This is a genomic window from Arthrobacter sp. NPDC093139, from assembly GCF_044754165.1.
Lineage (GTDB): Bacteria > Actinomycetota > Actinomycetes > Actinomycetales > Micrococcaceae > Arthrobacter.
On sequence record NZ_JBIVOO010000004.1, the window covers coordinates 375,142 to 395,069 of the forward strand.

The 19,928-nt window shown below is 68.1% G+C and carries 18 protein-coding genes and 1 pseudogene; 8 read left to right on the forward strand and 11 right to left on the reverse strand.

Features of this window, described 5'->3' with window-relative positions:
* Positions 1-147: 147 nt before the first annotated feature.
* On the forward strand, positions 148-1,515 hold the full coding sequence (locus tag ACIP90_RS09600) for a DUF222 domain-containing protein (RefSeq protein WP_400578888.1): 1,368 nt from the start codon (positions 148-150) through the stop codon (positions 1,513-1,515).
* A gap of 48 nt (positions 1,516-1,563) precedes the next feature.
* On the opposite strand, the gene ACIP90_RS09605 is transcribed toward ACIP90_RS09600, so the two are convergent.
* Together ACIP90_RS09605 and ACIP90_RS09610 are read right to left on the reverse strand one after the other, a co-directional pair.
* A complete protein-coding gene (locus tag ACIP90_RS09605; protein ID WP_400578889.1) occupies positions 1,564-2,382 on the reverse strand; it encodes a shikimate 5-dehydrogenase in 819 nt (272 codons plus the stop codon).
* A gap of 66 nt (positions 2,383-2,448) precedes the next feature.
* Positions 2,449-3,885, reverse strand: coding sequence for a glycoside hydrolase family 3 N-terminal domain-containing protein (locus ACIP90_RS09610; RefSeq protein ID WP_400578934.1), 1,437 nt, complete (start codon positions 3,883-3,885; stop codon positions 2,449-2,451).
* A 448-nt stretch (positions 3,886-4,333) separates the two neighbouring features.
* Between ACIP90_RS09610 and ACIP90_RS09615 the strand changes: the two genes are divergently transcribed.
* The gene (locus ACIP90_RS09615; protein WP_400578891.1) at positions 4,334-5,485 is read left to right on the forward strand and encodes a glutamate--cysteine ligase; all 1,152 of its coding nucleotides are present in this window, start codon (positions 4,334-4,336) and stop codon (positions 5,483-5,485) included.
* Between the two features lie 75 nt (positions 5,486-5,560).
* Here the strand turns inward: ACIP90_RS09615 and tsaD are convergent, their stop codons facing one another.
* From tsaD to ACIP90_RS09645, 6 genes are read right to left on the reverse strand one after another with little or no spacing between them, the layout of a single operon-like run.
* The gene (gene tsaD / locus ACIP90_RS09620) at positions 5,561-6,673 is read right to left on the reverse strand and encodes a tRNA (adenosine(37)-N6)-threonylcarbamoyltransferase complex transferase subunit TsaD (RefSeq protein ID WP_400578893.1); all 1,113 of its coding nucleotides are present in this window, start codon (positions 6,671-6,673) and stop codon (positions 5,561-5,563) included.
* A complete protein-coding gene (gene rimI, locus ACIP90_RS09625) occupies positions 6,670-7,224 on the reverse strand; it encodes a ribosomal protein S18-alanine N-acetyltransferase (protein WP_400578936.1) in 555 nt (184 codons plus the stop codon). Before rimI ends, tsaD begins: the two co-directional genes overlap by 4 nt.
* Before the next feature lie 53 nt (positions 7,225-7,277).
* Positions 7,278-7,949, reverse strand: coding sequence for a tRNA (adenosine(37)-N6)-threonylcarbamoyltransferase complex dimerization subunit type 1 TsaB (tsaB, locus tag ACIP90_RS09630; protein WP_400578894.1), 672 nt, complete (start codon positions 7,947-7,949; stop codon positions 7,278-7,280).
* Complete coding sequence (gene tsaE, locus ACIP90_RS09635; RefSeq protein WP_400578896.1) at positions 7,949-8,551, reverse strand: tRNA (adenosine(37)-N6)-threonylcarbamoyltransferase complex ATPase subunit type 1 TsaE; 603 nt, start codon at positions 8,549-8,551, stop codon at positions 7,949-7,951. Before tsaE ends, tsaB begins: the two co-directional genes overlap by 1 nt.
* Positions 8,548-9,768: an alanine racemase gene (gene alr / locus ACIP90_RS09640; RefSeq protein WP_400578898.1), complete on the reverse strand. Its 1,221-nt coding sequence runs from the start codon at positions 9,766-9,768 to the stop codon at positions 8,548-8,550. Before alr ends, tsaE begins: the two co-directional genes overlap by 4 nt.
* A gap of 56 nt (positions 9,769-9,824) precedes the next feature.
* Positions 9,825-10,919: a carbohydrate kinase family protein gene (locus ACIP90_RS09645; RefSeq protein ID WP_400578900.1), complete on the reverse strand. Its 1,095-nt coding sequence runs from the start codon at positions 10,917-10,919 to the stop codon at positions 9,825-9,827.
* Positions 10,920-11,059: 140 nt separating this feature from the next.
* On the opposite strand from ACIP90_RS09645, the gene ACIP90_RS09650 reads away from it, so the two are divergent.
* Complete coding sequence (locus ACIP90_RS09650) at positions 11,060-12,535, forward strand: 6-phospho-beta-glucosidase (protein ID WP_400578902.1); 1,476 nt, start codon at positions 11,060-11,062, stop codon at positions 12,533-12,535.
* Here ACIP90_RS09650 and ACIP90_RS09655 read toward each other — a convergent pair.
* Positions 12,532-12,930, reverse strand: a complete 399-nt coding sequence (locus ACIP90_RS09655; RefSeq protein ID WP_400578903.1) for a winged helix-turn-helix transcriptional regulator — start codon at positions 12,928-12,930, stop codon at positions 12,532-12,534. The two genes, ACIP90_RS09650 and ACIP90_RS09655, sit on opposite strands and share 4 nt — an antisense overlap.
* A 99-nt stretch (positions 12,931-13,029) precedes the next feature.
* Here ACIP90_RS09655 and ACIP90_RS09660 point away from each other — a divergent pair, with 99 nt between their 5' ends.
* The 4 genes from ACIP90_RS09660 to ACIP90_RS09675 all read left to right on the forward strand — a co-directional run bounded on the left by ACIP90_RS09660 (position 13,030) and on the right by ACIP90_RS09675 (position 18,141).
* Entirely contained in the window at positions 13,030-13,902 is an 873-nt protein-coding gene (locus ACIP90_RS09660) for an SDR family oxidoreductase (protein WP_400578904.1), read from the forward strand.
* A gap of 162 nt (positions 13,903-14,064) precedes the next feature.
* Positions 14,065-15,342 carry a D-inositol-3-phosphate glycosyltransferase gene (gene mshA, locus ACIP90_RS09665; RefSeq protein ID WP_400578905.1) on the forward strand — a complete coding sequence of 426 codons (1,278 nt, stop codon included), beginning with the start codon at positions 14,065-14,067 and terminating at the stop codon, positions 15,340-15,342.
* A gap of 46 nt (positions 15,343-15,388) precedes the next feature.
* A complete protein-coding gene (locus ACIP90_RS09670) occupies positions 15,389-17,068 on the forward strand; it encodes a formate--tetrahydrofolate ligase (protein ID WP_400578906.1) in 1,680 nt (559 codons plus the stop codon).
* Between the two features lie 113 nt (positions 17,069-17,181).
* Positions 17,182-18,141, forward strand: coding sequence for a DUF559 domain-containing protein (locus ACIP90_RS09675; protein WP_400578908.1), 960 nt, complete (start codon positions 17,182-17,184; stop codon positions 18,139-18,141).
* A 46-nt stretch (positions 18,142-18,187) separates the two neighbouring features.
* Here ACIP90_RS09675 and ACIP90_RS09680 read toward each other — a convergent pair whose 3' ends face one another.
* Positions 18,188-18,742 (reverse strand): DUF2306 domain-containing protein, encoded by a 555-nt coding sequence (locus ACIP90_RS09680; RefSeq protein ID WP_400578910.1) that lies wholly within the window; start codon positions 18,740-18,742, stop codon positions 18,188-18,190.
* Between the two features lie 88 nt (positions 18,743-18,830).
* Here ACIP90_RS09680 and ACIP90_RS09685 point away from each other — a divergent pair, with 88 nt between their 5' ends.
* Complete coding sequence (locus ACIP90_RS09685) at positions 18,831-19,478, forward strand: MerR family transcriptional regulator (RefSeq protein WP_400578911.1); 648 nt, start codon at positions 18,831-18,833, stop codon at positions 19,476-19,478.
* 57 nt (positions 19,479-19,535) lie between these two features.
* Here ACIP90_RS09685 and ACIP90_RS09690 read toward each other — a convergent pair.
* Positions 19,536-19,928 (reverse strand): annotated as a pseudogene (locus ACIP90_RS09690) (inositol-3-phosphate synthase); the annotation flags it as partial.

The window sequence follows — 19,928 nt, forward strand, 5'->3', positions numbered from 1 at the left end:
GCTTTCCGCGCCGTTGCGTAGTCGCCGGAGGTGACAAGGCGCCTTTCGGGACCGCGGCCAGGCCGCGCATGGTGGATCCGATCCGCGTTGGTCGTATCGGGCGGGGGTGGCGGCGTTTTTGTCAGAGCCTGCCGTCATGCTGGGGGTATGGATGGCAGTTCGATTGTGGAGGCGGTGGAGGCCATGGAAGTCTCCGTCTCTGACGTGGCTGTTTGTGTCGGGCGCGGGACGGGCGGCCCGGCCGAGATCGGTGCTGATCCTCTTCGTGACCACGCGGATGCCTGCCTGGACGGACTGACTGCGCTGTCCAGGTTGGAAGCCCGCCTGGCCGCCCTGAAAGTCCACCTCGCGGCCGGATATGCCACCACTGCCACGGCGGTGGCACCCCCGGCCGGGAACGCGGGCGATGAGGTTGCGCAGCAGATGTCTGTGGTTGCCGAGGTTGCATGCGCCCTGACCGTCAGTGAAGGCGCGGCGGCACGGTTCCTGGCCGAAGCTGCCACACTCAGCACTGACCTGCCGTTGACGCTGGCCGCGCTGGAGGCGGGAACGGTGTCCTGGCAGCACGCCCGGGTGCTGTGTGATGAGACCTCAGGGCTGGACCCGGCGGCAGCCGCGGCGTTGGAGGCGCATTTCCTGGACCCGGACGCTCCCGGCGCTGCCCGGGGCTGCCCGGCCGGGGACCTGGTGCCGGCAAGGTTCCGAGCCAAGGCACGTGCCTGGCGCGAGCGGCACCACCCGGTAAGCATCGAGGCACGCCACCGCCGGAGCGCCCGGGACCGCCCGCTGGAGTACCTCCCGGACCGGGACGGCATGGCCTGGCTCTCCGCCTACCTGCCCGCAGACCAGGCCGCCGGCATCTGGAACCGCACCACGGCCGCGGCCCGCGCCCTGCGGGGCCCCGAGGAAACCCGGACCCTGACGCAGCTGCGCGCCGACGTCACCGCTGCCTGGCTGCTTGAAGGCGTTGCTGCAGGAGCCCCGTCGCGCGCGGCGCAGGTCCTCGTCACCGTCCCGGTGTTCTCGTTGCTCGGCCAGACTGAGGAGCCGGCGGTGCTGGACGGGTACGGGCCCATCCCCGCCAGCATGGCCCGCCGACTCGTCAGCGAGGGCGCTACGTCGTTTCTGCGGGTGCTGACCGATCCGCGTGACGGGGCGCCGCTGGAGATCGGACGCACCAGCTACCGGATCCCCAAAGCCATGCGCCAATGGCTGCGGCTCCGGGACGGACGCTGCCCCTTCCCCGGCTGCAACAACCACTCCCTGGACAATGAGGCGGACCACCTGCTGGCATGGTCCGACGGAGGCGGCAGCGGCATCACCAACCTCGCCCAGCCCTGCCCCAAACACCACCGCCTCAAACACACCACACCCTGGCGACCCGCCCACGCCACCCGCGACACACCACCTGGCTGGATCTCACCCACCGGACGCCACTACCCCAGCGAACAACAAACCTGGGAACCACCACACTGGCCAAAACCACCACACTGGGCACCATCCACCGCCGCATAGGAAAGCGCCAATAACGAGACGCGCCCTGGAGGGCTGCTGCGCCCGAAGCTACTGCGCCCGAACGAACGCCTCGGCGTCCCGCACCTGCTGGTCGGTGGGGCGGATGCCGGTATACAGCACGAACTGCTCGAGCGCCTGGATGGTGGCCACTTCCGCGCCCGTGATGACCTGCTTGCCGGCTTCCCGGCCGGCCTTGATCAGCGGCGTCTCCGGCGGCAAGGCCACGACGTCGAAGACGACCTTCGCGGCTTGGACGGCTTCTATAGGGAATGACAGCGAGCCGGCCTCGGCGCCGCCTGCCATGCCGATCGGCGTGACGTTGATGATCATGTCGGCCGTGGCGTCGCCCAGCTCGCCACGCCACTGGAACCCGTAGAGGTCCGCGAGCGCCCGGCCCGCAGCCTCGTTCCGGGCGATGATCGTAACATTTTTGAAGCCGGCATCCCGGAGGGCGGCCGCGGTGGCCTTGGCCATGCCGCCCGCACCCCTGAGCAGCACCGAGGATTCGCTGGGAACGGCATTGCGCTCCAGCAACTGCTCGATCGCCGTGTAATCCGTGTTGTAGGCGGTGAGGCGGCCGCCGTCGTTCACGATGGTGTTCACCGAATCGATGGCCTTCGCTGACGGGTCCATGGCGTCGACGAGGGCGATCACGTCTTCCTTGTAGGGCATCGAGACGGCACAGCCCCGGATGCCGAGGCCGCGGACGCCGGCGATCGCCTGGGCGAGGTCGGTGGGCGCGAAGGCTTTGTAGATCCAGTTCAGTCCGAGCTGGTCATACAGGTAGTTGTGGAAGCGGGTCCCGTTGTTGCTCGGCCGGGCCGAGAGCGAGATGCACAGGGTCATGTCTTTGTTCAGAATCGGCACCCCTCCATTAAACGGGCATTCGGCCCGGCGGGCGGGACGGTGAAGGAATCGCCTGAGTGTCGGCTGTCAGCGGCAGCCGGTGCCCTGGCGGTAGGGCCCGACGGCGGCCGGCAGCTTGCCGGGGGCCTTCGACTTGCCGGCCAGCACGGCCAGCAGCGCCTTGAAGGCCCCCGGCGTCCGGCCGAAGAGTGCCACCTTCGTGGGCGCGGTTGAGCGGGCCAGCGGCCAGGGCGCATCGAGGGCCACGGCGATGTCTCCGCCTGCCGGGGCGCCGCCGTAGCCGATGAGGCTCACCAGCGGGCCGGCACCAAGCGTGATGCCTGCCTCCCTCGCGGCGGCGGCAAAGTGTGCCCGGTCCTGGGCGGTGCCGCCCGACAGGCGGAGCCGGCCGGGCGCCAGCGGACCCCGGCACGGGCCCGAAAGAACGGTGACGGCAGCGGCAGATACCCTTGCCGAAACGCCCTCCGCGCTGCCCGGGGCGGCCCCGTGCTGCCGGGGAGCCGTGCGCGCGCGCCAGATCATCATGGTCACCACCCGGCGGGCGGCTTCCTCCAGCCGCGGCTGCGGAAGGCTGCCAGCCCCGACGGCGTTGACGATGGCGGAGTGGGCCGCGTTCACGTCGGCCGGCATCAGCAGGAGGTCCGCGCCGGCGGCAAGTGCAGCCGGGGCTTCGGATCCGCGGGGATACCGGGCGCTCACCGCCTTCATGTTCAGGGCGTCCGTGACGGCCACTCCTTTGAACCCCATCCCCCGCAGCGCTGCATAGCTTGCCTTGGACAGGGACGCCGGAACGCCCGGCTCAAGGGCGGGGACAGCGATGTGTCCGGTCATGATCATCGGGGAGCCGGCCGCGATGGCAGCCTGGAAGGGCCTCCAGTCCCGGGCCTTCAGCTGTGCCGCCGTCGCTGTCTGGACCGGCAGGTCCTTATGGGAGTCGACGGTCACGGAACCATGGCCGGGAAAATGCTTGACGGAGGACAGCACGCCGGTTGCCAGCATGCCTCGGGAGAAGCCGACGCTCAGGTTGCCCGCCGCCGTCGGATCGGACGACATGGAACGGGCGCCGATAGTGGGGTCGGCCGGACCGAGGGTGGTGTCCGCGGTCGGAGCGAAGTCCACGGTGAACCCGAGGGCGGCCAGTTCTCCGGCCAGGGCCTTGCCCGCCTCGGTCGCCAGCGGCACGCTTCCGGCTGCCCCGTAGCTCATGGGCGCCGGCCATCGGGTGAGAGGGGCACCCAGCCTGGACACCAGTCCCCCTTCCTGGTCCACGGCAATCAGCCCGGGCCACGTCCTGCCGCCGGATCGGGATGCTTCCCCCAGCCGCCGGGTGGCGGCCATCATGCCCCGGACGTCAACGTGCCCAGCGGCAGTGAGGGGCACGTTGTCGCCCATGATGATGGAGCCGGCAAGATGCAGCCGCTCCACGGTGGCGGCCTGGGTTTCGTGGTTGAGACCTGTGTAGAACGGCAGGAGTACCTGCCCGGCCTTCTCGCTCAGCGTCATCCGGCTCACGGCTGCCGCCGCCGCATCCTGATCGCGTTGCTGCGGCCCCCAGCCCAGGGGCGCGGCGCCCTTCCCGGCCGCAGTCTTCGGCGGGGCTGCCGGCCCCGGGGGTGCCGCCGTCGTCTGCTGTTGCCGGAAACTGGGCGTTGCCGGCGAACTGGGCGTCGCGGTGGAACCGGACGTTTCCGTTGGAGGCGTCGGCGGCGCGGACGTGCAGGATGCCGACGCGAGCAGTACCGCCACAGCTGCTGCAGCCGCGGCTGGTCTGTTAGTGGGTCTGTTGTTGGAGGGGTTGACGGAAGACGCTCTGTGAAAACTGTCACGCGCACTCTGTAGCCATGCCATCATTCCGATGCTACCCCTGCACTAGACTTGAATGACCGTTCGCCTGCCAGCCGTTCTGCCAGAAGCGGCCAGCAACCGGACAGCAGAAGAGCGAGAGGAACACATGAAGATTGATTTCGCTTCATCCCGGCAATCAACTCTTGGTGTGGAATGGGAACTCGCCCTGGTTGATGCGCAGACCGGTGAACTTGCCTCCGTGGCGAACCAGGTCCTGCGGGGAGTCGCTGCGAAGCACCCGGAACTGAACGAGGACGACGAGCACCCGCACATCAAGCAGGAACTGCTGCTGAATACGGTGGAACTGGTTACCGGGATCTGCGAAACCGCCGGCGAAGCGAAGGAGGACCTGAACAGGTCCCTTGCCGCCGTCCGTGAAGTCACGGACCCCATGGGCGTTGAGGTGTTCTCTGCAGGAAGCCACCCTTTCAGCCCTCCGCAGCTGCAGACCGTCACGGACAAGGAACGGTACGCCAAGCTGATCGACCGCACCCAGTGGTGGGGCCGCCAGATGGTGATCTACGGCGTCCACGTCCACGTGGGGATAGACCGGCGGGACAAGGTGCTCCCGGTCCTGGACGGCCTGGTCAACTACTTTCCGCACTTCCAGGCGCTGTCCGCCTCGAGCCCGTTCTGGGGTGGCGAGGACACCGGCTATGCCTCCCAGCGAGCCCTCATGTTCCAGCAGCTGCCCACGGCCGGGCTGCCCTTTCAGTTCCCCAGCTGGGAAGAGTACGAGTCCTACGTCCAGGACATGTTTACCACCGGCGTGATCGACACACTTTCCGAGATCCGCTGGGACATCCGGCCGGTGCCGAACCTGGGCACGATTGAGATGCGCATCTGCGACGGCCTGGCGACCTTGGAGGAAGTGGGCGCCGTGGCCGCCCTCACCCAGTGCCTGGTCCACGAATTCTCCACCACGCTGGACAGCGGAGGCGCCATTCCCACCATGCCTCCGTGGCACGTCCAGGAAAACAAGTGGCGTGCCGCCCGGTACGGGATGGAGGCCATCATCATCCTGGACGCGCAAGGCAACGAGCAGCTCGTCACCGACCACGTGCTCGAAACACTGAACCGGCTCGAACCCATCGCGGCAAAGCTCGGCTGCCCGGATGAGCTCGCCGACGTCGAGAAAATCATCAAACGCGGGGCCGGGTATCAGCGCCAGCGGCGTGTGGCCGCAGAAAACGGAGGGAACCTCCAGGCCGTGGTGCTGGACCTGGTGAAGCAGATGCGGAACGGCCCCACCGCCTAGCTAGGTCATTCCGGCCAGGCGGCGCTTCGCCCTGATTGGGAGGCGCGCGGCAGCCGTTCCCAACTGCCCTGGGTGCTAGGCCCGGGCAGCCGTTCTGACTGGCTCGGACGCCGGCGCTGACACTGTGGTCACAGGCATGGACGAATCCGGGGCGAAGGCGATGCCACTGGGCGCAATCCCTGCCATCACCAGCTGCGCGCCGAGGGCCGCCACCATCGCTCCGTTGTCCGTGCAGAGATCCAGCGGAGGGACGTGCAGCGTGATGCCTGCTGCGGAGCAGCGCTGTTCCGTGAGCTGCCGGAGCCGCGAATTGGCTGCCACGCCGCCACCCAGCAGGACGTTGGTGATGCCCTGCTCCCGGCAGGCAAGGACGGCCTTGGACGTGATGACATCAACCACAGCTTCCTGGAACGCCGCCGCTATGTCCGCCACGGGGACGGGTTCGCCTTGCGCCTCGAACTGCTCCACACAGCGGGCCACGGCCGTCTTCAACCCGCTGAAGGACCAGTCGTAGCGGTGGGGGCCGGGCTCCTCGGCGGTGCCCATGTACTTGGGCTGGGTGAGTCCCCGCGGGAACCGGATAGCCTTCGCGTTGCCCTCACGGGCGATCCGGTCAATGGCGGGACCGCCTGGGTACCCCAGGCCAAGGATCCTTGCCACCTTGTCGTAGGCTTCCCCGGCGGCGTCGTCAATCGTGGAACCGAGCATTTCGACGTCGTCAGTGATGCGTCCGATCCGCAGGATTTCGGTGTGGCCGCCGGAGACGAGCAGGGCACCGAGATTCCCGGGCAGTCGGGCTCCGGCTTTGGCGTCCAGCAGGCCCACGCCCACGTGGGCCACGAGGTGGTTAATGGCGTACAGCGGCTTTCCCGTGGCCACGGCCAGTGCCTTCGCCGCGCACACGCCCACCATCAGGGCGCCCGCCAGTCCGGGACCGGATGTGACGGCGATGGCGTCGATATCGGCCAGGGTCACGTTGGCTTCGGCGAGCGCTGCCTGGAGCGTGGGCACGAAAGCATCGAGGTGGGCGCGGGAGGCGATCTCCGGGATGACTCCGCCGAACCTGACGTGTTCGTCCATCGAGGAGGACACAGTGTTGGTCAGAAGATCCGTTCCCCTGACGATCCCGACGCCTGTTTCGTCGCAGGAGGATTCAATGCCGAGCACGAGCGGCTGGGAACGGTTCATTGCTGGTCTGCCTCCGTGGGGGTGGTCTGGGCGTGCTGCCCGGCGTCATGCTGTCCGGAGCCGGATTGCCCGGCCTCCCCGTGAACCGTGTCCCCGTGCACGATGTCCTGGTGCACGGCCATGACATCGGCCAGCTCGAGCCTCATGATCAGGGCGTCGACGCCGTCGCGGTAGTACCTCCGCCGGACGTGGATCTGCTCAAATCCGAACCGCCGGTAAAGCTGCTGGGCACGGGGGTTGTCGGCCCGCACCTCAAGCAGCACGTCCGCTGCGCCGCGCCGCCGGCCCTCGCTGATGAGTTCTGTGAGCAGGGCGGTTCCAATGCCCCTGCCCTCGTATTCCGGGACGACGGCGATGGTCTGGACGTCCGCGACCGGCTCGATGCACATCAGGCCGGCGTAGCCGACGATTCCGTCCGCTGCCTCTGCCACCAGGTAGCGGCGGGTCTCGGGCTGGGACAGCTCGTTCACGAACATCTCCAGCGGCCAGGCGTCCACGGGAAAGAGCCGCACCTCCAGCGCATGGACTGCCGGAATGTCGGCCGGCACCATGTCCCGCAGCGATATGCCCGGGCCGATCAGCGTATCCTGTCCGGACTGGCCGCTCACAGGGCACGCTTCCGGGGGCCGGGTACCTGCGCATCGGATTCACGGAGGTAGAGGGGCGTGGAGTCAGGGAGTTCCTCCCCTCCCGCGAGGCGCACCAGGGCGAACTGCCCGAGGTACAGCGCATCCGGCTGCTCCGCGCTGAAATCCGGGTCCGCCCGCAGGACGTCGGCGTAGAGGCCGGCACCGGCCCCGTAGGCAGGAAGGTCGGGAAGGTCCGAGGCGAAGCCCACGTGCGGCCCGTCCACGAGCCTGGGGAGCTGCCCCTCCTGCAGCGTGTACCGGGCCCAGTACACCTCTTTGCGCCGGGCGTCGGTGGCCACCAGGAACTCCCCCGGGGCGTCGGTGGACTCGGCCACTTCCAGGGCAACGGCGTCCAGGCTCATCAGCCCATGCAGCGGCTTGCCCCAGGCAAAGGCAAGGGTCCTGGCGGTGGCGATCCCTGAGCGGAGCCCGGTGAAGGGACCAGGCCCGACGCCGACGACGATGGCGTCGATGTCAGCGCCCGTGACGTCGGCCTCGGCCAGCAGCTTCTCGATGCCCGGGGCGAGCACCTCGGCGTGGCTGCGCGTGTCTTCGGTGGAAAAGCTGCCCACCACTCCTTCGAGTGCATCGTCGGAAACCAGTGCGGCACTCGCCACGGCGGAGGTATCGATCGCAAGGATGAGCATCAGGAGATCCCTTCGGATGCCAGGTTCAGGACCGGCTGGTCGGCCCAGCGGGGACCGAAGCCGCGGATGATGATGGTGCGGGGCTCGTCGTCGTCCTCAGCGTCGAAGTCCAAAACGCCGTCCGTTTCCCGCGCCCCGACTGCCGCCCCGACTGCCCCGTTTCCGGTTGAACGGTGAAGCTCCACTTCAAGGCGGCTGTCGCTCAGGTGCTCCACCCGGTCGCGCCCCCACTCCACGACGGTCACCGATGAGTCCAGCGTGTTTTCGAGGTCGATGTCATCAATTTCCGACGCCGATCCCAGCCGGTAGGCGTCCACATGGACCAGGTCTGGACCGCCGGGATTCGGCCCATCGGGAAGGTTGGGATGGATCCGGACCAGCACGAACGTCGGCGAAATGATGCCCTCCCGCACGCCGAGCCCTTCGCCAAGGCCCTGGGTGAACGTCGTCTTCCCGGCGCCCAGTTCGCCGGTGAGGACCAGCAGGTCGCCCGCCCGAAGCACCTCCGCGAGGGCCGCGCCGAGCGCGTGGGTCTGCTCCGCCGTCGTAACCTTCAGGTTCCGGACCCAGCGAGGCGGGTCAGCGGCTGCCGGCACGCTCACAGCGCCGGCGTTTCGTTGATGAAGGTGCGGGGTACGCGGGGACTGATCCGGGTGACGATCTCGTAGTTGATCGTGCCCGCGGCGCGTGCCCAGTCATCAGCCGTGGGACCGCCGTCGGCACCGTCGCCAAAAAGCTGCGCCTCGGCTCCAAGGACACTGTGGCCGCCCGCGGAGACGTGCCGCGGACCGAGGTCGATCACCATCTGGTCCATGGCAATCCTGCCCACCACCGGGTAGGTCACGCCCTCCACTCGCACCGGACCGCCGGTCGCGACGCGGGGCACGCCGTCCGCGTAGCCGAGGGGGATGAGTCCCAGCGTGCTGGCACCGGAGGTGTGGTAGTTGAAGCCGTAGGAAACGCCCTGGCCGGCGGGTACGTCCTTGCAGTGGGACACCACGGTGCGCAGGGTCATGGCCGGGCGGAGCCCCAGTTCGGCGGACGTCTGCCCCTCGAAGGGTGAGAGCCCGTAGATGCCCAGGCCCACGCGGACGAGGTCGAAGTGGGTGTCCGGCCGGGACAGCGTGGCCGGCGTGTTCGCGAGGTGCCGGACTTCCGGATCCACTCCGGCGTCCTCGGCGATGGCGAGTACCTCGCGGAACGCCGCAAGCTGGTCGTCGGTTTCCGGCCGCTCAGGTTCATCGGCCACGGCGAGGTGCGAGAAGATGCCCACCACGCGCAGCAGGCCCTGGTCCTGGTATTCCACGGCTTCGCCCACGAGTCGGTCCCACACCTCCATGGGGGCGCCGTTCCGACCAAGGCCGGTGTCCACTTTCAGGTGGACGCGCGCCGGGCGCTCCTGCTCCCGGGCGGCGGCAACGATCCGATCGAGCTCCCACCCCGAGCACCCAATGTCGACGCCGGCGGCCACCGCCGCGCCGAAGTTACTCTCCGGGGTGTGCAGCCAGGCAAGCAGCGGCGCGTCGATGCCGGCGGCGCGGAGGGCCAGAGCCTCGGAGATGTGGGCCACGCCCAGCCAGCGGGCTCCCGCTTCGAGGGCGGCCCGGGCCACCGGCACCGCACCATGGCCGTACGCGTCGGCCTTGACCACAGCCATGACGTTCGCGGGGGACGCGGCAGCGGCCAGCCTCCGGACGTTGTGCCGGATGGCCTCCAGGTCCACGATGGCGGACCGTTCCTGGGAGGACCGCTCCTGGGAGAGCGGCGGCACCGGCCCTGCTGCCGGGGGGAGGTCTCCTGTTGCTGCGGGGTAATTCACTCTAGTGATTCTAGTGCTGGCGTCCGGGGCCGGATAATTCCTGCCCCGCCGGTGGGTTAGGCGTCGGACAGGTGCGCGATCGTGGCTGCCGCCCGCCGCTGGGCTTCCGGGGGCACATCCCGGACGATGTCGGACAGGAAGGCGTAGCGGCGGAGCCACTGGCTGCCGCGGCGTTCCGGCCGGGCGTTCGCACGTTTCCACCAGTCCGCGATGTCACCCCAGCCCGGCGCCGCGAGCGAGCCGCCCACCTCCTGCACGGCGAGCGCGGCGCACAGGTTGGCAAAACGCAGCCGGTCCCCCAGAGGCCACCCCGCCAGGCAGCCGACGACGAATGCCGCGCCAAAGCAGTCCCCCGCACCGGTAGGGTCATACGCGGTCACCGGCAGTGACGGCACCCATTCCTCCTCGCCGCTCTCCGAGTCCACAGCCATGGCTCCCTGCTGCCCGAGCGTCACCACGGCCACGGGCACACGGTCCGCCAGTGAATACAGCGCGGCCCAGGGATTCTCCTTGCCGGTGAAGGCCATGGCCTCGCGCTGGTTGGGCATGAAGGCGTGGAAGTACTGCAGGTTTTCCAGGCGCGCCTGCGACCACTCGCCGCTGGGATCCCAGCCCACATCGCCGAAGAGCTTCACGCCCTCGGAGTGGGCCGCGAGGGCCCACGGTTCCATTTCGTGGCCCAGGTCCGCCACGGCCGCCAGCGCGGGTGGCGGCTGCTGCCCGATCAGCTCGGACGGCGTCACGGGAGCAGGGTGGCCGTGCGTCACCATGGAGCGGTCGTGGTCCACGCTGAGGGAAACCGTCACAGGGGAGTGCCAGCCGGCAACCCGCCGGGACAGCGACAGGTCGACATGCTCCTGCCCGGCGAGGATCTTCCAGTTGTAGTCCCCGTAGCCGTCGTCGCCGAATGCAGCCGCAAGCCCGGTACGCAGGCCCAGCCGGGCCGCCGCGATGGCCTGGTTGGCCACGCCGCCGGGGCAGCTTCCCATTCCCTCGCTCCAAATTTCGGTCCCCGGCTGCGGCGCGTGCGGGAGCCCCGTGAAAATGATGTCCTGGAACACTGTGCCGGCCAGCAGCAGGTCAAAGCGACCGGCCGACGGTGATCGGACGGCGGCGAGCGGATCGAAGCGGCCTGCGGGAATCGCATCCATGTTCGGCACACTACGCCGTGTGCTCCGGGGGTGGAACCCCGAAATCTGGGGGGTATAGCCAGGGCGGGAACCGGCTGCCACACCCTCGGTTTCCGGGTGGCCGAATTGCGTTGCCCGTGGCTGCGCATAGACTCCATTCCATGCGGCTCATGATCGCCGGCGGCGGCGGATTCCGGGTTCCCCTCGTCTACCGGGCGCTCTGCTCCAGCCCGTACGCCGGGTTGGTCCGGGAACTGGTGCTGTTCGACGTCGACCCCGGCCGCCTCGCGGCCATCACCGCGGTGCTGCGCTCCATGCCCACGGTGGGCTCACTACGCTCCCCAGCGTCGGCGCGCTCCGCGGCGGAAGGCAGCGCCGCCGTCGGGCATCCCCCCGCTGTCACCGCCACCACGTCGCTCCGCGAGGCGCTCACCGGCACCGATGTGGTGTTCGCGGCCATCAGGCCGGGCGGGACGGCGGGGCGCATAGCCGACGAACGCGTCGCCCAGGACCTGGGGCTGCTCGGCCAGGAAACCACCGGAGCGGGCGGCATCTCGTACGCGCTGCGCTCCATCCCCGCCATGCTGGAGCTCGCGGAATCGATGCGGACGCACTGCCCCAATGCGTGGCTGGTCAACTTCACGAACCCGGCAGGCATGGTCACCGAGGCGCTGCTGCCCGTGCTGGGACGGAAGGTCATCGGTATCTGCGACTCCGCCAGCGCCCTCGTCCACCGCGCCGCCCGCGCGGCCGGTGCGCCGCTGCCGCCGGGAAGGCTCGACGGCGTGGGCTACTACGGGCTGAACCACCTCGGCTGGCTGTACCGGCTGGAGTCCGGCGGGCGGGATCTGCTTCCGGACCTGCTGGCGGATGCCGGCGCGCTGGCAGGGTTTGAAGAAGGCCGGCTGTTCCCCCAGCCCTTCCTGCAGGAACGCGGGGTCCTGCCCAACGAATACCTGTTCTACTACTACGACACCGCCCGGGCAGCCTCGGCCATGCGGGCCATGGATGTCACGCGCGGGGAGTCGATCCACGGCCAGCAAGCGGAGCTGTACCCCAGGCTGGCCGCAGCCGGGGCAGAGGCGTTTGAGCTGTGGGACACCGCTCGCCGGTCCCGCGAGGAGGGCTACCTGGCCGAAGCCCGCAGTGCTGACGAGGCACGCGACGCGGAGGACCTTGCCGGCGGTGGCTACGAGCAGGTGGCCCTGGCCGTGATGCGGGCTCTCACAGGTCAGACACCGGACCCGTACGCGGGGTCGGGCGGCACCCAACTCATCCTCAACACGCGGAACAAGGCCGTTAGCGGGCAGGGTGCTACTGGGCCGGCTGCTACTGCGCCGGCGATTCCCGGGCTGCCGGCGGAGGCCGTCGTCGAAGTTCCCTGCACTGTGACCGCCGCGGGGGCGGAACCAATCCCCCAGGACCTGCCGGCCGGGCCGCAGCTGGAGCTCATGCAGCGGGTGAAGCGTGTGGAGCTCCTGGCCGTCCGGGCGGCGAGCCATGGCGACCGGCAAGCCGCACTGGAGGCCTTCGCGGAACACCCGCTGGTGGGGTCTGAGCAGCTCGCCGGCCGGCTGCTGGCCGGCTACGAGGCAGCATTCCCGGAGCTGGCGAGGCTGTGGCAGGGGTCCGCCTAACCCCCTGCGCCTGCTGCTTTCCCGGACCGCCCGACAATGGAATCAGCGTGCCCCGCGATCCAGGAGACCAGCGGCAGTAGCAGCGCGGCAAGCTCCTGCCCGCTGCCGGTCAGGCTGTAATCGACCCGCGGAGGAATGATCGGCTGTGCGTCGCGGCGGACAAATCCATCGGCTTCGAGGGTCTTCAAGGTCTGGGCCAGCATTTTCTCGCTGATCCCCTCAGCGCGCCGGCGCAGTTCGCTCCACCGCTGCGGCCCCTCGGACAGCGCCACCAGGATCAGGACACCCCACTTGCTGGTGACATGGTCGAGGACGATTCTGCTGGGGCATCCCGCAGGAAAAATCCCGTCCGCGAACGGGAAAGCAGGCGCCTTCTCCTGGGTACTTACTTTCATATCAGTACCTTACCTTAAAGTGCGTACTCTCTTTCGGGAAGTAACTGGCACCGGGTCTGGTTGGCACAGGTGACAGTCATCCACCGTGAAAGGACCACCATGACCCTCGTCATCACCGGCGCCACCGGCCAGCTCGGCCGCCTCGTCGTCGAAGCACTCCTCAGCCGCAATGTCCCCGCCGGGCAGATCGTCGCGGGCGGCCGTGATCTCAGCAAGATCGCCGATCTCGCCGAGCGCGGCGTCCAGGTCCGCCGGATCGACTATGACGACGCCGGTTCCCTCCGCGAGGCGTTTACGGGCGCCGAGAAGGTACTGCTGGTGTCCGGGAGTGAAGTTGGCCAGCGTCTCCCCCAGCACCGGAATGCGATCGGCGCCGCTAAAGAGGCCGGCGTCAGCCTGATCGCCTACACCAGCGTCGCCAACGCCGACACCACCGCGATGCAGCTGGCCGCGGAACATCAGGCCACGGAAGACGCGCTCCGCGATTCCGGAGTCCCCTTCGTTTTGCTCCGCAACGGCTGGTATCTGGAGAATTACACGGACCAGGTCTCCGTTCAGCTCCAGCATGGAGCCGTGCTCGGCAGCGCCCGAGACGGTCGTGTCAGTGCCGCTGCCCGGGCTGATTACGCCCAGGCCGCCGCGGCCGTGCTGCTCAGCGAGGGCCAGGAAGGAAAGGTCTACGAACTAGGGGGCGACGTGCCCTTCAACCTGAGTGAGCTGGCCGGCGAAGTCAGCGCGGCCGCGGGCCGGCCGGTCAAGTACCAGGACCTGCCTGCCGAGCAGTACACGCAGGTGCTGGTGGACGCCGGCCTGCCGGAAAACTACGCGGCCATTCTGGCGGACAGCGACCTCGGCATCGCCCGGGGCGACCTGCTCGTGACCAGCGGGGATCTCAGCCGGCTCATCGGCCGGCCCTCCACTCCGATGCGCGACGCCGTGCAGGCCGCCGTGCGAGGCCACCTGGGCGCATGAGCTGTGGCGGCGGGGCTTCGCTCGGGGCCCCGCCGCCACAGGGCTGCCGTTTCATCGGGTGCAGCTCCACCTTGAGGAGTAGTGTTTTACCGGATGCAGTTCCCGGTTGGGCGCCGCTGTGGCACCGGGAAGGATGCGTTCCCGTAGACCGAGAGGAGAGCCATGACCCTGATCAAGCGTGTGGCCTTCCTGTCCCTGCACACGTCTCCGATGGAGCAGCCCGGTTCCGGTGATGCCGGCGGCATGAACGTCTACATCCGGGGCCTGGCCTCCGCCCTCGCCGAAATCGGCGTGGAAGTGGAGATCTTCACCCGGTCCACGGACGCCCGACAGCCCGCCGTCGAACATCCGGATCCCGGCGTCTGCGTCCACAACGTCTTCGCCGGTCCACCGCGGAAGCTGCCCAAGGAGGAACTGCCGGAACTGCTCCACAGCATGGTCGCCGAAATCGAGCGGATCCGCGAGCGCCAGCCCCACGGCCGCTACGACATCATTCATTCCCACTACTGGGTGTCCGGGGTGGCCGGCCTGGAACTTTCCGGGCTGTGGAATGTGCCGCTGGTGCACACCATGCACACCATGGCCAAGGTCAAGAACCTCCTGCTGCAGTCCGGCGAAAAGCCCGAGCCGCGCCGGCGCGAAGTGGGCGAGCACCACATCGTGGACGGGGCGACAAGGCTCATGGCCAACACCACCGCGGAAGCCGCCGAACTCGTGTCCCACTACAACGCGGACTTCGACCACATCGACGTCGCTCCCCCTGGCGTCGACCTCTCGGTCTTCACACCCGCCTTCCGCAGCCGCGCGCGCTCCGAGCGGGGCATCCGGCCCGGCATGTTCCATCTGGTGTTTGCCGGCCGGATCCAGCGCCTCAAGGGTCCGCAGATCCTGGTGAAGGCGGCCGCGCTGCTCCGCGAGCGCCGTCCGGACATCGACCTGAAGCTGACCATTCTGGGCGCACTGAGCGGCGCCAAAGACTTCAACCTGAAGTCGCTGGTCACCGCCGCCGGATTGGACGACGTCGTCACGCACCATCCGCCGGTTGCCGCGGCCGAGCTTGCGGCATGGTTCCGCGCGGCGGACGTTGTGGTGATGCCCTCGTACAGCGAATCCTTCGGTCTTGTGGCCTTGGAGGCCCAGGCCTGCGGCACGCCCGTGGTGGCCACCAGGGTGGGCGGCCTCTCCCGCGCCGTCTTTGACAGCCGCACAGGGCTGCTCGTGGACGGCCACCGCGCCGCCGACTGGGCCGACGCCCTCGAGGCCCTCTACGACGATCCCGCCACGAGGGAGGACATGGGCCGCGCAGCGTCCGTCCATGCGCAGAGCTCCGGCTGGCAGCGCACGGCGACCATTACGCTGGAAAGCTACCATGCCGCAGCCGAAGAATTTTCGGCCGGCCGCACGGCGCCTGCCGGCTATGCCCCGCGGCTCACCGGCTGAGCGCAGCCGGTACGCCCCGGCTTGGCCCCAACGATGAAGGACGACGATGTCTGACAGCACTCTGAGCGATCTCGAGATAGCCCGTAATGCCGTGCTGCGGCCCATTGAGGAGATCGCGTCCGCCGCCGGTATCGATCCCGGGGCAGTGGAACTCTACGGCCGCCACAAGGCGAAGATCGATCCGGCGAAGCTCTCCGCCGGGGCACCGTCGGGGAAGGTGGTTCTGGTCTCGGCGATGTCGCCCACGCCGGCGGGCGAAGGAAAATCCACCACGACGGTAGGGCTGGCCGATTCACTGGCCAAGGCCGGCCACAAGGTGATGATCGCCTTGCGGGAGCCGTCGCTCGGCCCGATCCTGGGCATGAAGGGCGGGGCCACCGGCGGCGGATATTCCCAGGTGGTGCCCATGGACGAGATCAACCTGCACTTCACCGGCGACTTCCACGCCGTGACGTCCGCCAATAACGCGCTGATGGCGCTGGTGGACAACCACATCTACCAGGGCAACGAGCTGAACATCGACCCTCGCCGCATGACGTTCAAGCGGGTGCTGGACATGAATGACCGTGCCCTCCGGGAAGTGGTGATCGGGCTTGGCGGCCCGACCCAGGGCATCCCGCGCCAGGACGGCTTCGACATCACCGTGGCTTCGGAGATCATGGCGGTGTTCTGTCTCGCCGCGGACGTGGCAGATCTGCGCGATCGGCTGGGCCGCATCACCTTTGGGTACACCTATGACCGAAGCCCCGTCACAGTGGCGGACCTGGGGGTACAGGGGGCACTGACCCTGCTGCTGAAGGATGCCATCAGGCCCAACCTGGTGCAGACCATCGCCGGGACTCCGGCGCTGGTCCATGGTGGCCCGTTCGCCAATATCGCGCACGGCTGCAACTCGCTCATCGCTACGCAGACCGCGCGCAGGCTTGCTGACATTGTGGTGACGGAGGCGGGTTTCGGTGCGGATCTGGGCGCCGAGAAGTTCATGGACATCAAGGCCCGGGTAGCGGACGTGGCGCCCTCCGCCGTGGTGGTGGTGGCCACGGTCCGGGCCCTCAAGATGCACGGCGGGATTGCCAAGGACCAGCTCAAGGAGCCGAACGTGGAGGCCCTGGCGGCGGGCGTGACCAATCTGCGCCGGCATGTCCGGAATGTTGAAAAGTTCGGCGTCACCCCCGTGGTGGCGATCAACAGGTTCGCCACCGACACCCAGGAGGAGCTCGACTGGCTCCTCGACTGGTGCGCCGGCGAAGGCATCCAGGCCGCGGTGGCGGATGTGTGGGGACGCGGCGGCGGGGGCGACGGCGGCGATGACCTGGCGGCCAAGGTTGCGGCAGCGGTGGCCGGGCCCGGCTCGTTCCGGCACCTGTATCCGCTGGAGCTGTCTGTGGAGGACAAGATCCGGACGATTGTGCAGGAAATCTACGGCGCGGACGGCGCCGACTTCTCCGTGCCGGCGCTGAGGCGGCTTGCGGACATTGAGAAGAACGGCTGGGCGGGGCTGCCGGTCTGCATGGCCAAGACCCAATACTCGTTCACGGACGATGCCTCGCGGCTGGGCGCGCCGAAGGGCTTCACCATCCACGTGCGCGACCTCATTCCCAAGACCGGCGCCGGCTTCATCGTGGCCCTGACCGGTGCCGTGATGACCATGCCGGGCCTGCCGGCCGTTCCGGCGGCCATGCGGATGGACGTGGACGACGACGGCAACCCGGTAGGCCTCTTCTGACCCTCCCTCACTCCCCGCCGCCCCATCCCCAACCCTCCCTCACTCCCCACCGCCTCCAACGCGCCTGTGGATAACTTCTGCAGGACGGGCGCCTTTCAAGTCACAATGCGGGTATGCAAATGCGCAATCATCTGCCGGAAACCCTCCTGTCGGGACCGTTCACATGGGAGACGGCGAGGGCATCCGGCGTATCAGCAAGCCGGCTGCGCCGGGCGGACGTCGTCCACGTGGGCCGCGGACTGTATCGCCCGGCGGATTGGGACTTCGACCTTGAAGCCGCGGCGCGGTCATTATCTGCAGTGTCCCCAGGCGCCTGGATCTCCCACGTCACGGCGGCGCGAATCCGCTGCCAGATTCTGCCTGCCAGGCTCTCCGACTCGACTGAGCTTCATCTGAGCAAACCGCGGGCCCTGCCCGAAGTACGGCGTAAGGGGGTTTACGGCCATTCGGTTTTGGCCCGGGAGGAGGAGATCGAATTCGTGGATGGCATTCACATCAGCACCCGATCGAGGACGTGGCTGGATATGGCGAGGCGCCTGTCAGTCAGCGAGCTTGTCTGCATGGGCGACGAACTGATCCGGACTCCGCGGCCGCAGTTCGAGGACCGGACCGAGCCGTTCGCAACGCTGGCAGGATTGCGCGCTCTCGTGGGCCGTCACCCCAACCTGCAGGGCGTTGTGCGTGCCCGGCAAGCTTTGGACATGATGCGCGTTGGGGCCGATTCCGCCCCCGAATCACTGCTGCGGCTGGCCATGGCCGACGCCGGTCTCCCGGAACCGGGTCTCCAAGTGGCCCTAAGACTCCACGACGCTATGTCCCCCACGGCGGATCTTGGATACCGGCATCGACGAATCGCCATTCAGTACGACGGCGGCCATCACCTTCTCGATGCCCAGGCCTTCAGCGACAGGCGACGTGACAAAGCGTTCGAATCCGCCGGGTGGACCGTCCTGACGTTTGACAAGGACGATCTCGCCGACGCCTTTCAGTCGGCTGTCGGACGGATCAAACGGGCACTGCGCACCGACTGGCTGGACCATCCTCAGGCGTCAGGCTTTGCCGACGCGATCTGAGGGAGCGTCGCCTGTCAGCCGGCCAAAACTGAGGGAGCGTCCCCGCTCAGCCTGCCAAAACTGAGGGAGCGTCCCGGCCGGGCTGATTTGTGTCTGAACCGGCCGCTGGGCCCGCTGGGTTCCCCCGCTTCCTCGCCAGAGAACCAGACCGGCCGCCGAGCTTCAGTGAGGCGAAGATGACGGCGACGCTGAGGACAACGACTCCAGCGACGTAAAGGGCGGTGGGCGCGTCGTCGACCAGGAGACGGGGAATGGCCCGGCCGGGCACTGCGACAGCGAAGACAAACGCCACGGCAATGCCCACGTAGCTGCCCACCATGTTCCCGAGGTGGGCAGCGATGTTCCCACGGATGGCGCTGACCAGTCCAAGGGTGACCGTTACCAGAGTGAAGGCGGACAGCCCGTGCAGCCAGGTGAAGTGTCCTTCGGTGACGATCCAGAAGCTGCTGGCACAGACGTAGTACATGGCAGCAACCCAGAGGTATCCCATGCTGCGGTGGATCCGGTCGCGGCGCCGCCGGAGTATTTGCAGCGGCCCGATCGCAAGCACAAAAAGCGCGGCGATCACGTGACTTGCAAGCAGTGCGTTCCAGGACTCCATAGCTTTAGGATAGGAGCACTATCCAATTCTTGTACATCAAGATAGTGGGCGCTGGTTTTGCTATCCAAGCGGCAGGACGGGAGGCAGGGTGCAGCTTAAAGAGCTAAGCGAGCGCGCCGGGGTTTCCGCGGCGAGCATTAAGTTCTACCTCCGCGAGGGACTGCTGCCCGCCGGTGAGTCGGTTCACGCCACGCGGGCCAGGTACTCCCATCGGCACGTCAGCCGCCTAAGGCTGATCCAGGCCCTGCGGGCAGTGGTGGGGCTCAACATCGAACAGATCCGAACGCTGGTGAAACTGGCCGACGACGGCGCGCCGCGCCTCGAGCTTCTCGCTGCGGTGCAGCGTACGGTACTAGGCCTCACTCCGGTAAGCAGTGGGCACGGTGACACGGGCACTCGGGCGGGTGACGCCGTCGTACGCCTGCGAAACTGGCCGGACGCGCCCAGCGACGCCAGGGCGGCACTGGACGCGCATGTCTCGCAGATGGAAAGCCTCGGCGTGCCCGTGACCGTAGAGCTGCTGGACGCCTACAGCAAGGCACTCGACTCGATCGCCGACCGGGACATTAATGCGACCGCGGCGCCGGAGGACACTAACGAGCTGATCCTGACGGCCGCCGTCGGGATGCACCTGCACGGTCAACTGGTGCTCAAACTACTTGCCTTGGCGCAGGCGAGCCACGCCATCGGGCGCTACAAAAAGGACGCCGAAAGCACGACGCTCCCCCACCCGTGAGGTGAGGGAGCGTCGGGCCGAACCCTGCCAGGAGGTGAGGGAGGGCCGGAAAGGGGGTTAGCGCTCGATGTCGCCGCGGATGAAGGCCTCGACCTTTTCCCGGGCGAGGTCGTCGTTGAACTGTTCCGGCGGGGACTTCATGAAGTAGCTCGACGCGGACAGCAGCGGCCCGCCGATGCCGCGGTCCAGGCCGATCTTCGCCGCACGGATCGCATCGATGATCACACCGGCGGAGTTCGGCGAGTCCCAGACCTCCAGCTTGTACTCCAGCGACACCGGCGCGTCACCAAAGTTCCGGCCCTCCAAACGCACGAACGCCCACTTACGGTCATCCAGCCACTGCACATAATCGGACGGGCCAATGTGCACATCCTTCGCGGCGAGCTCACCCTCAACGTTGGAGGTCACGGCCTGGGTCTTGGAGATCTTCTTGGACTCCAGCCGGTCACG

Bases quoted from the DNA above. Each gene is read 5' to 3' on its own strand.
- ACIP90_RS09600 (WP_400578888.1), top strand. From the start codon at position 148: ATGGATGGCAGTTCGATTGTGGAGGCGGTGGAGGCCATGGAAGTCTCC.
- ACIP90_RS09610 (WP_400578934.1), bottom strand. From the start codon at position 3,885: ATGACGCTGAGCGAGAAGGCCGGGCAGGTACTCCTGCCGTTCTACACA.
- ACIP90_RS09615 (WP_400578891.1), top strand. From the start codon at position 4,334: ATGAAGATTGATTTCGCTTCATCCCGGCAATCAACTCTTGGTGTGGAA.
- tsaD (WP_400578893.1), bottom strand. From the start codon at position 6,673: ATGAACCGTTCCCAGCCGCTCGTGCTCGGCATTGAATCCTCCTGCGAC.
- rimI (WP_400578936.1), bottom strand. From the start codon at position 7,224: ATGGTGCCGGCCGACATTCCGGCAGTCCATGCGCTGGAGGTGCGGCTC.
- tsaB (WP_400578894.1), bottom strand. From the start codon at position 7,949: ATGCTCATCCTTGCGATCGATACCTCCGCCGTGGCGAGTGCCGCACTG.
- ACIP90_RS09645 (WP_400578900.1), bottom strand. From the start codon at position 10,919: ATGGATGCGATTCCCGCAGGCCGCTTCGATCCGCTCGCCGCCGTCCGA.
- ACIP90_RS09650 (WP_400578902.1), top strand. From the start codon at position 11,060: ATGCGGCTCATGATCGCCGGCGGCGGCGGATTCCGGGTTCCCCTCGTC.
- ACIP90_RS09655 (WP_400578903.1), bottom strand. From the start codon at position 12,930: ATGAAAGTAAGTACCCAGGAGAAGGCGCCTGCTTTCCCGTTCGCGGAC.
- ACIP90_RS09660 (WP_400578904.1), top strand. From the start codon at position 13,030: ATGACCCTCGTCATCACCGGCGCCACCGGCCAGCTCGGCCGCCTCGTC.
- mshA (WP_400578905.1), top strand. From the start codon at position 14,065: ATGACCCTGATCAAGCGTGTGGCCTTCCTGTCCCTGCACACGTCTCCG.
- ACIP90_RS09670 (WP_400578906.1), top strand. From the start codon at position 15,389: ATGTCTGACAGCACTCTGAGCGATCTCGAGATAGCCCGTAATGCCGTG.
- ACIP90_RS09675 (WP_400578908.1), top strand. From the start codon at position 17,182: ATGCAAATGCGCAATCATCTGCCGGAAACCCTCCTGTCGGGACCGTTC.
- ACIP90_RS09680 (WP_400578910.1), bottom strand. From the start codon at position 18,742: ATGGAGTCCTGGAACGCACTGCTTGCAAGTCACGTGATCGCCGCGCTT.